General features: G+C 60.3%; 9 protein-coding genes. 2 read left to right on the top strand and 7 right to left on the bottom strand.

All coding sequences use genetic code 11. The features are described 5' to 3' along the window. From OK411_RS16075 to OK411_RS16050, 6 genes are all read right to left on the bottom strand, one after another. Positions 1–987 (bottom strand): sugar kinase (locus tag OK411_RS16075; protein WP_264365350.1); only part of this gene is annotated, 987 nt, incomplete at its 3' end. Continuing rightward, positions 980–1,762, bottom strand: coding sequence for a sugar phosphate isomerase/epimerase family protein (locus OK411_RS16070; RefSeq protein WP_136492581.1), 783 nt, complete (start codon positions 1,760–1,762; stop codon positions 980–982). The genes OK411_RS16070 and OK411_RS16075, both read right to left, overlap by 8 nt. A 150-nt stretch (positions 1,763–1,912) precedes the next feature. Continuing rightward, complete coding sequence (locus OK411_RS16065; protein WP_319636914.1) at positions 1,913–2,941, bottom strand: LacI family DNA-binding transcriptional regulator; 1,029 nt, start codon at positions 2,939–2,941, stop codon at positions 1,913–1,915. Between the two features lie 133 nt (positions 2,942–3,074). Continuing rightward, positions 3,075–3,716, bottom strand: coding sequence for a DUF1345 domain-containing protein (locus OK411_RS16060; protein ID WP_217878294.1), 642 nt, complete (start codon positions 3,714–3,716; stop codon positions 3,075–3,077). A gap of 180 nt (positions 3,717–3,896) precedes the next feature. Then, on the bottom strand, positions 3,897–6,995 hold the full coding sequence (locus tag OK411_RS16055) for an efflux RND transporter permease subunit (protein ID WP_217878292.1): 3,099 nt from the start codon (positions 6,993–6,995) through the stop codon (positions 3,897–3,899). Positions 6,996–7,010: 15 nt separating this feature from the next. Beyond that, positions 7,011–8,168, bottom strand: a complete 1,158-nt coding sequence (locus OK411_RS16050) for an efflux RND transporter periplasmic adaptor subunit (protein ID WP_136492585.1) — start codon at positions 8,166–8,168, stop codon at positions 7,011–7,013. Positions 8,169–8,421: 253 nt separating this feature from the next. On the opposite strand from OK411_RS16050, the gene OK411_RS16045 reads away from it, so the two are divergent. Together OK411_RS16045 and OK411_RS16040 are read left to right on the top strand one after the other, a co-directional pair. Continuing rightward, entirely contained in the window at positions 8,422–9,123 is a 702-nt protein-coding gene (locus OK411_RS16045) for a response regulator transcription factor (RefSeq protein WP_016774890.1), read from the top strand. Between the two features lie 4 nt (positions 9,124–9,127). Beyond that, on the top strand, positions 9,128–10,429 hold the full coding sequence (locus OK411_RS16040) for an ATP-binding protein (protein ID WP_217878290.1): 1,302 nt from the start codon (positions 9,128–9,130) through the stop codon (positions 10,427–10,429). A gap of 15 nt (positions 10,430–10,444) precedes the next feature. Here OK411_RS16040 and OK411_RS16035 read toward each other — a convergent pair whose 3' ends face one another. Then, complete coding sequence (locus OK411_RS16035; RefSeq protein WP_016774888.1) at positions 10,445–10,624, bottom strand: hypothetical protein; 180 nt, start codon at positions 10,622–10,624, stop codon at positions 10,445–10,447. Between the last annotated feature and the right edge of the window lie 151 nt (positions 10,625–10,775).

Below are 10,775 nucleotides of genomic sequence, written 5' to 3'. Positions count from 1 at the left end.
CCCCCGGGTTTGCATCGCAATAGGGGGAGCGAGCCTGCTCGCGAAGGCGGATTCAAATTCAACCGATAACTCTTGGCGGGTCGGCAACCCCTCCATGTCGCCACGACTCTGCACCGCGCGACTGCCAATCCAGTTCGCTCGCTGCACGGCCTCGGCAAAACTCTGATGCTCGAGCAGGGCACTGATCATCCCCACCGCAAAACCATCCCCGGCGCCTACGGTATCGACCACCTTGGTCACCGGCACGCCAGCGACAAAACCCTGATCCAGCTGCGTGCGGTAATAAGCGCCTTCAGGCCCGAGCTTGATCGCCACCGCCTCCGCACCTTGATCCAGATAAAACGCAGCAATGTCGGCCGGGTCGTCGAAACCGCTGAGCAGGCGGCCCTCGCTTAACCCCGGCAACACCCAGTGGGCGAGGGCGGCGAGGCGGTTGATCTCGCGGATCATCTCGGCCTCGCTGGCCCACAGGCTTGGGCGCAGATTCGGGTCGAATGAAACGCTGCGTCCGGCGGCGCGCATGCGGGTCATCAGTTCGACGGACATTTCCCGCGCCGAGGCGGAGAGCGCCGGTGGGATACCGGTGGCGTGCAAATGGCGCGCGCTCAGCAGGTTGTCGTTGATGGAGTGCGGCGACAGATGACTGGCCGCCGAACCACGGCGGAAATACTCCACCTGCGGGTCGCTGCCGTCGTCGTTACGCGATTTGAACTGAAAGCCTGTCGGATGGTTTTTATCCACCTCGACGTGGCTGCAATCCAGACCTTCCTTGATCAGCGTTTCCACGACAAAGCGACCAAGTGAATCGTTTCCGACCCGGCTCAACCATGCGACGTTGAAACCCAGCCGGGACAAGCCGATCGCGACGTTGCTGTCGGCCCCGGCAATCCGTTTGTGAAACTGCTCGACTTTTGCGAGGTCACCGGTCTGCTCGGCGACCAGCATCGCCATGGTTTCACCGAAAGAAAGAATATCGATCTCAGACATGGGCTGGCTCCAGGCGCGATTGACCGAGGCGGGCGAGTGCGGCGACGTGTTCGCGGGTCAGTTGCACCAGGTCATCGCCTTGCAGCGGGTATTCGGCGGCGCGCATAACGCCTTGGTCCATGTGCCGCAGCAGTTGTTCCCACAGATGCAGATCGCTGATGGCCGGCGGTACCGCAACCAGTTTGCCGTCGTCGCGGCGCGCCACGGCTTTGCAATGCACGTAACCGACGTGACGCCCCAGCGCGCGAGCGGCGCTGGCGGCAGACTGGTCCTGCCAGTGCCAGTTACCGATGTCGAAAGTCATCTTGATCGGCAGATTGTGCTGCTCGACGGCGGCGAAGAAACGCTGGAACGGCTCGATGCGCCCGCCGTGCAAGGTCTGGTCGTTTTCCACCAGCAACTGAACCGGGCTTTGTTTGAGTCGCTCGGCCAGTGCCTGCAAGTCAGAGTTGTCAGTGAAATAGCCAAGCGAAACTTTCAACCATTTCGAACCGAATGCCTGGGCCTGTTGCAGCGCGGTAATCAGTTCGGGATTTGGCTGCGCTTGCCCTGCGAGCCAGAGTTCGGTGGGTGAGGAATAAATACTTTGCAGGCCCTGCGCCTGGGTAGCCTGAGCCAGTTGCGCGGGATCTTCACGGGTCAGTAGCTCTTCGCGCCACTCGATGCGATTGGCGCCGGAGGCCGCGAGGATCTCGATAAAGGAATCCTGCCCACGCTGGCGCACAAGCTCGGCACCGTAGCTGGACAGACTGATGGAAACGGCTGGTTTATTCATTGTTATTGACCTCTGAAACCGGTTTCATTTTTGTTCAAAAAAAATCAGGTGATTCTGTAGTGTTTTTGCAGGCCCTTTCGCGAGCAGGCTCGCTCCCACAATGGAATGGCATCAACCTGTGGGAGCGAGCCTACTCGCGAAGGCGTCAGATCAGACTCCGCCAACCTCACGGGTCGACCCACGCTCAACCAGCGCCGGCGCAAAATCCACCACCCGCGCCATCTCATCATCCCCGCGCAAGCGCTTGAGCAGACACTCAAACGCCCGCGCGCCAATCTCTTGCGTCGGCTGTGCCAGCGCGGTAATTCCGCTGCCCACCAACGGATACCAATCCAGATCATCCAGGGCAATCAACCCGACATCTTCAAATAGACGCACGCCCAGCGCGCGCAGCGCATGCGTTGCCGCAAGCGCCGCGACACCATTGGCGCAAAACAGCGCTTTCGGGCCGTCACCGGGTGTGTTTAAAAAGCTTTGAAGTTGCGCGGTCAGATCATCACCGGTTTCCAGCACCGCCCCAGTCAGGGTCGAGTGCTGAGCAATCTGCGCCTGAAAACTGCTGACCCGCTCGATCCGCGAGCTGGTGCCGTCATACGGTTCGGTGACCAGCAAAAGATCCCGATATCCGCGTTGCTCGAGATGCGCGAGCGCCATCTCTACTGCTTGCGGGTTGTTCAACCCGACCATGTCGCTGTCGAGCCCGTCGACCTTGCGATCCACCAGCACCAGCGGCATCTCGCGGCGCAGTTCGTGCAGTTCGTCCCGGTGATGGCCCAGCGTGTTCACGATCAGCCCTTCGATGTTGTACGAGCGCAACAGCGCCAGATGCTGGCGCTCCTGCTCGTCATCGCGGTCTGTGTTGCAAACCACCAGGCTGTAGCCGTGCGCCCGGCAGGCGGTTTCCACCCCGTGCATCACGGCAATCGAATAGGGGTTACGGATATCGGCGACGAGCATGCCGATCAGCCGAGTGCGTCCGCGTTTCAGACCACGGGCCATTTGGTTGGGGCGGTAACCGAGATCGCCGATGGCTTGTTCAATGCGCAAGGCAATCGCTTCGGAGAGCAGCGCGCGGTCATCGCCGATGAAGCGCGAAACGCTGGCCTTGGACACGCCGGCGCGTTCGGCAACATCAAGCATGGTCACACGGCTGCGCTGGGCGGCGGAGAAGTCGTTCACGGTCTGAAACCTTGTTATTGGATTTATAGGTCAGGCAGAGCCTGAAACCGGTTTCAGGAAACACCAGAAACAATTCTGTCGTCAAGTAAATGATCACAGGATTGCCCGAAGATACCGACGGGCGGGTGATTCCCTAGCCGAACAAACCCGCGGCAATATTGATGGAAAAACCCAGGATCGCCGTGTTGAACACAAAACCGATCAGCGACTGCGCCAGTACGATTTTGCGGATGCCCCGCGTCGCTACGCCTACGTCCGATGTTTGAACTGCAACGCCAATCGTGAACGAGAAGTACAGGAAGTCCCAGTAATTGGGAGTGGTCAGCCCTTCGGCGAAACGCAGCGCCGGCTCTTTGCCGTTCCAGGTGTAAAACAACCTTGCGTAGTGCACGCAGAAGATCACTCCTATGAGCAGCCACGAGCCGGTCACCGTCAGCGCTGTGAACCCGTAGTGCATCAGTTTGCGTGAGGTTTCCAGATCTCTGCTGCCGGCCAGTTCGAGGGTGATGGTGGCCAGGCTCGCCAATGCGGCGATGCACACCACAAACAGCACCAGTCCGGCGTTCTCATCTTCGACTTCGGCGATGCGTCGAACGTCCGGGGCCTTGGCGCGTATGGTCAGCCAGAACATCAGGATCAGGTATGTCCAGACGCCGACGTTCCAGCCAATGAGGATTTTGCTAACGATGGAGTCGGCCGGGACCAACAGGCCGGTGGCGAGGCCGAGCAAGGCGGCAGCGGAAAGGCGAGGGTGGGTGCGGGCGAGGAAGGGCATGAAAGCTCGGTAGGTGAGGGAGGTTTCACCACCTTAGCCCAGCGATGACAGATGTGGCCACTGCGCATGATGTTGGCCAATCCTTGTGGGAGCGAGCCTGCTCGCGAAGACGTCAGCAGATTCAACATTAATGTTGGCAGACCGGACGCATTCGCGAGCAGGCTCGCTCCCACAGTTTGATCAGCGTTGTTTGGTGAATCGTTGTACGAGCTTCATGACCACGACGAAAAACACCGGCACGAAGATTACCGCCAGTGTCGCGGTGATCATCCCGCCGATCACGCCCGTGCCGATCGCCTGCTGACTCGCCGAGCTGGCACCCGTGGCGATGGCCAATGGCACCACGCCGAGAATGAACGCCAGCGAGGTCATCACGATCGGCCGCAAGCGCAAGCGAGCAGCCTGCAACGTTGCATCCATCAGGTCGTGACCTTCGTCATACAGGCTCTTCGCGAATTCGATGATCAGGATCGCGTTTTTCGCCGACAGACCAATGATGGTGATCAGTCCGACCTTGAAGAACACGTCGTTGGGCATGCCGCGCATTGTCACGGCGAGTACCGCGCCGAGCACACCAAGCGGGACAACGAGCAGCACCGACGTCGGAATCGACCAGCTCTCATACAGCGCCGCCAGACACAGGAACACCACGAGTAGCGACAAACCGAGCAACATCGGCGCCTGATTGCCTGACAGGCGTTCCTGCAACGACAGACCGGTCCATTCCTGGCCCAGACCTTTCGGTCCCAACGCTACCAAACGCTCGATTTCCGCCATCGCTTCGCCAGTGCTGTGCCCAGCTGACGGTTCGCCGGAGATGGCAATCGCCGGATAACCGTTGTACCTGGTCAACTGCGCCGGGCCTTGAATCCAGTTGGCCTGGACGAATGCCGAGAGCGGCACCATGTTTCCGGCGTTGTTGCGCACGTGCATTTTCAGCAAATCATCCACCTGACTGCGCTGATCACCTTCGGCTTGCACGACCACGCGCTGCATGCGGCCCTGATTGGGGAAGTCATTGATGTAGCTGGAACCCACCGCAGTGGACAGCACATTACCGATGTCGGCGAACGAAACGCCCAAGGCATTCGCCTGCTTGCGGTCGACGATTAGTTGCACTTGCGGTGCTTCGGCCAGCGCGCTTTCACGGACGTTCATCAATACCGGACTTTTCTCGGCGGCGGCGAGCAGTTCCGTACGCGCTTGCATCAACGTCGCATGGCCCAGGCCACCGCGATCCTGCAAACGGAACTCGAAACCGCTGGACGTGCCGAGGCCATCTACTGGCGGCGGCAGCACCGAGAACGCCATGGCGTCCTTGATCTGACTCAGCGCAGCGTTAGCGCGGTCGGCAATCGAGCTGGCAGCATCGTCACTGCCACGTTCCGACCAATCCTTGAGCGTCGAAAACGCCAACGCCGCATTCTGCCCGCTACCGGAGAAGCTGAAACCCAGAATCACGACACTGTCACTGATCCCCGGCTCACCGGCGTTGTGCGCTTCGAGCTGTTCGGCTACTTGCACGGTGCGGTTCTTGGTCGCGCCCGGCGGCAGTTGGATATCGGTAATGGTGTAGCCTTGATCTTCTGTAGGCAGAAACGAAGAGGGCAGGCGCGCAAAACAGAACCCAAGTCCAATCAACAGGACGACGTAGATCGTCAGGTAGCGACCAGTGCGCTTGAGCGCATAGCCGACCCAACCCTGATAGCGATCGGTCAGTTGCTCGAAGCGACGATTGAACCAGCCAAAGAATCCGGACTTCTCGTGATGCTCACCTTTGGCGACAGGCTTGAGCAATGTTGCGCACAACGCCGGCGTCAACGTCAGGGCGAGAAACGCCGAGAACAGAATCGACGTGGCCATGGACAGCGAGAACTGTTGGTAGATCACGCCGACCGAGCCCTGCATGAACGCCATCGGAATAAACACCGCGACCAGCACCAGGGTGATGCCGATAATCGCGCCGGTAATCTGCGTCATTGCCTTGCGCGTGGCTTCCTTGGGCGACAAGCCCTCGCTGGCCATGATGCGCTCGACGTTCTCCACCACAACGATCGCGTCATCCACCAGAATGCCGATGGCCAGCACCATGCCGAACATGGTCAGCACGTTGATCGAGAAGCCCAGCGCCAGCATGGTCGCGAACGTGCCCATCAGCGCCACCGGCACCACCAGCGTCGGGATCAGCGTGTAGCGCACGTTCTGCAGGAACAGGAACATCACTGCAAACACCAGCAGCATCGCTTCGCCAAGGGTGTAGATCACTTTGGTGATCGAGACTTTGACGAAGGGCGAGGTGTCATACGGAATCTTGTACTCCACGCCCGCCGGGAAGTAGCGCGCCAGCTCGTCCATCTTCGCCCGCACCAGCGTTGCGGTGTTCAGTGCGTTGGCGCCGGGAGACAGCTGCACGCCGACGGCGGTGGACGGCTTGCCGTTGAGGCGAGTGCCGAACTGATATTCCTGACTGCCGATTTCGACGCGCGCGACATCACCGATGCGCACCGTGGAGCCGTCGCGGTTGGCCTTGAGCACGATGTCGGCAAATTCCTGAGGCGTCGACAATTGGCCTTTGACCAGAATCGTCGCAGTGATTTCCTGTGTGGAAGGCGACGGCAAATCACCGATGCTGCCCGCTGAAACTTGGGCGTTCTGCGCAACGATGGCTTCGTTGACATCGGCCGGCGTCAGGTTGAAGGCGATGAGCTTCTGCGGATCGATCCAGATGCGCATCGCCCGCTCGGCACCATACAACTGCGCCTTGCCGACACCGTCCAGACGCTTGATCTCGTTCATCACGTTGCGCGCCAGATAATCGCTGAGGGCCACGTCATCGAGCTTGCCGTCGCTGGAGGTCAGGGTGATCAGCAAGAGGAAACCGGAAGAGACCTTCTCCACCTGCAAACCCTGCTGATTGACCGCTTGCGGCAGGCGCGACTCGACTACCTTGAGGCGGTTTTGTACATCGACCTGCGCCAATTCCGGGTTGGTGCCCGGCTGGAACGTCGCCTTGATCGTCGCGCTGCCGAGGCTGCTTTGCGATTCGAAGTAGAGCAGGTGATCGGCACCGTTGAGTTCTTCCTCGATCAGGCTGACCACGCTCTCATCGACGGTCTGCGCCGAGGCGCCGGGGTACACGGCATAGATTTCGATCTGCGGCGGTGCGACGTCGGGGTATTGCGCGACCGGCAACTGCGGAATGGCCAGCGCACCGGCCAACAGGATGAACAGTGCGACCACCCAGGCAAACACCGGGCGGTCGATAAAGAACTGCGGCATATAAGAGCGTCCTGCTTACTGACCAGCGGTCTGGGCAAGTGGAAGAGGGGTTTCGTCGACCTGTACTTTTTCCCCGGGACGGGCGTGTTGCAGGCCTTCGATGACAATGCGGTCGCCGGGCTTCAGGCCGCCGGTGACGATCCAGCGGTTGTTCTGCACCGCACCCAGTTGCACCGGTTGCTGCGCCACGCGCATCTGCTCATCGACGGTCAGCACCTGGGCAATGCCGGCACTGTCACGCTGCACCGCGCGTTGCGGCACGGTAATGCCGTTCTGAATGGTTGCCTGCTCAAGGCGTACGCGGATGAAACTGCCCGGCAGCAGGTCGAGATCCGGGTTGGGAAATTCGCTGCGCAGGATTATCTGACCAGTACCCGGATCAACGGTAATGTCGCTGAACAGCAGCTTGCCAGGCAATGGATACAGGCTGCCGTCATCCTGAATCAGTGTGGCCTTGACCTGATCCTGACCGACTTCCTGTAACTGCCCGGAACGGAACGCCCGGCGCAGTTCATTGAGCTCGCGAGTCGACTGGGTGAGGTCGGCGTGGATCGGGTTGAGCTGCTGAATCAGCGCCAGCGGCGTGGGCTCGTTCTGTCCGACCAGAGCACCTTCGGTGACCAGCGCGCGGCCGATACGGCCGGAGATCGGCGCGGTGACGGTGGCATAACCGAGGTTGAGTTTCGCCCGTTCCAGCGCTGCCTTGCTGGCGGCGACATCGGCGGCAGTTTGCCGGGCAGCGGCGCGGGCGTTGTCGTAGTCCTGACCGCTGATGGCCTGGTCCTCGATCAACTGCGCATAGCGTTGTTCTTGCAGTTTCGCCTGAAAGGCGTTGGCCTCGGCTTTGCGCAGCGCGGCTTCGGCGCTGTCCAGATCGGCCTTGAAAGGTGCCGGGTCGATGCGGAACAGCACATCGCCTTTTTTCACGTCACTGCCTTCGCGGTAGGTGCGTTGCAAAACTACGCCGGCCACTCGCGCACGCACTTCGGCAATCCGTGGCGCGGCGATGCGGCCGCTCAGTTCGCTGCTGATCGACAATGGCTGGGTTTTGATCGTCTCGACGCGCACCGTGGCCGGCGGCGTCTGCTCTTCGGCGTTCGATGATGAATCACAAGCGCTCAGCGTCAGCGCCAATGCGATCAGGCCGAGCCCGGCCAGCAGTTTTCCAGACATGTACAACCCCCAATATTGAAGGCCGCATCCTACGGCCAGACGGGGAGGTTAGCGGTGAAGCTTTGTAGCTGCTGTGTGAAATTGTGTAAGGGTTTTGCTCCGTGGCGGGTGAGGGCGTATATCCTGCAGGCCTTGAAATTTATTGCGACAGTTCGATCGCTTTCGCGAGCAGGCTCGCTCCTACAGGAGATCGCATTTCAATGTGCGAGCGAATGAGCCCTGACTGTCGCCCCAGCATCTTCTGGAACACCCCATGCCCAACATCCTCTTGGTCGAAGACGACACCGCCCTCGCCGAACTGATTTCCAGCTACCTGGAGCGCAACGGTTACTCCGTCAGCGTCATCGGCCGTGGCGACCATGTGCGCGAACGGGCGCGGATCAGTCCGCCGGATCTGGTGATCCTCGACCTCATGCTCCCGGGCCTCGACGGCTTGCAGGTGTGCCGCTTGCTGCGCGCCGATTCAGCGACACTGCCGATCCTCATGCTCACGGCCCGCGATGACAGCCATGATCAGGTGCTGGGCCTGGAAATGGGCGCTGACGACTACGTCACCAAGCCTTGCGAGCCACGGGTGCTGCTGGCTCGAGTCCGTACCTTGTTGCGGCGCAGCAGCCTCGGCGAGCCGTTGGCCGTCAATGACCGGATCGTCATGGGCAATCTGTGCATTGACCTTTCCGAGCGCACCGTGACCTGGCGCGATCAAGCGGTTGAGCTGTCCAGCGGCGAATACAATTTGCTGGTGGTGCTGGCCCGGCACGCCGGCGAAGTGCTGAGTCGCGATCAGATTCTGCAGCGGCTGCGCGGTATCGAATTCAACGGTACCGATCGCTCGGTGGACGTGGCGATTTCCAAGTTGCGACGCAAGTTCGATGATCACGCCGGCGAGGCGCGCAAGATCAAGACCGTGTGGGGCAAGGGCTATCTGTTCAGCCGCTCCGAGTGGGAATGCTGAGCTGATGTTTCGTATTCTGTTTCGCCTGTATCTGGTGACGATCGTCTCCTATAGCGCGGCGATCTATCTGGTGCCGGATCTGGTGGTCATGGCCTTTCGGGATCGCTTCGTCACCTACAACCTGGACTTTTCCCGAGGTCTGCAATCGCTGATCACCAAGCAGTTTCATGCTGCGCCGCAAGAGCAGTGGCCGGAGATTGCAGCGGCGATGGACAAGGAATTCCAGCCGCTGCACATCGTCCTGACGCCAATCGACGACCCGGTTTTCACCCCCATTGAGCGGGAACGTCTGCACCGGGGTGAAAACGTGGTGCGCATCGGCGACTGGGGCTGGCGAACGCTGGCGGTGACTCCGCTGAATGCGGACATGGCCGTGCGCATGGTCGTGCCGCCCGATCCGGTCGACGTCGATCTGTTGTACTGGAGCATCAACGTGCTGATCGGCGCCATGTTGCTCGGCTGCCTGCTGCTCTGGTTGCGCCCGCACTGGCGCGATCTTGAACGTCTGAAAGGCACCGCCGAACGCTTCGGCAAAGGCCACTTGAGCGAGCGAACCAGAATCGCCCCGAGTTCGAACATCGGCAGCCTCGCCAACGTGTTCGACACCATGGCTGGCGATATTGAAAACCTGCTCAACCAGCAGCGTGATCTGCTTAACGCCGTTTCCCATGAGCTGCGTACGCCATTGACGCGTCTGGATTTCGGCCTGGCATTGGCCTTGTCGGAAGACTTGCCGGCCGCCAGCCGCGAGCGCTTGCAGAGCCTGGTCGAGCACATTCGTGAGCTGGATGAATTGGTGCTGGAGTTGCTTTCCTACAGCCGTTTGCAGAATCCGGCGCAATCGCCCGAGCGCATCGAGGTGTCGCTCGACGAGTTCATTGACAGCATTCTCGGCAGCGTCGATGAGGAGCTGGAATCGCCGGAAATCGTGATTGACGTTCTGTTGCACGGTCAGCTCGAACGCTTTGCGCTGGATCCGCGCCTGACCGCTCGGGCCATTCAAAACCTGTTGCGCAATGCCATGCGCTATTGCGAAAAGCGCATTCAGATTGGCGTGCAGGTCATTGGGGGCGGTTGTGAAATATGGGTTGACGACGATGGCATCGGCATTCCCGACGACGAGCGCGAGCGGATCTTTGAACCGTTCTATCGGCTCGACCGCAGCCGTGATCGCGCGACGGGTGGTTTCGGCCTCGGTCTGGCGATCAGCCGCCGCGCGCTGGAAGCGCAGGGCGGTACCTTGACGGTTGAAAGTTCGCCGCTGGGTGGGGCGCGATTCAGGCTGTGGTTGCCGGCCACGGCCTGAACCGTATGACGAATATCAGGGCTGCGTTGTGCCGCTGGTCTGCAAGACGCATTGCTGGGTTTTACTGTCCCAAACCTGGCCTTTCGGACATTCGGGCTTTTTCACGGCGTCGCTTTCATCGACGGCGAAAACAGCAGGGCTGGACAGGGCGGCGACCAGCAGCGGGACGGCGAACAGCGCTTGGCGGATATTCATGGTCAATCTCCACTTTTATCAGCTTGGGGAAGTTGTTGTTCTCCTTTGCAGTGACTGTGCAGTTCTGCGGATGATTCAATGTTCTGCAGCGGGCCATTGACTTTTCATCCGCCGGCAGGCTAATTTCCAGCCCATGACTTTCACCGTATCG

This window comes from Pseudomonas sp. RG1, assembly GCF_025910115.1.
GTDB lineage: Bacteria > Pseudomonadota > Gammaproteobacteria > Pseudomonadales > Pseudomonadaceae > Aquipseudomonas > Aquipseudomonas atacamensis.
Note: the sequence above shows the minus strand (reverse complement) of the source record. Positions and strands in the feature narration are given on the sequence as shown.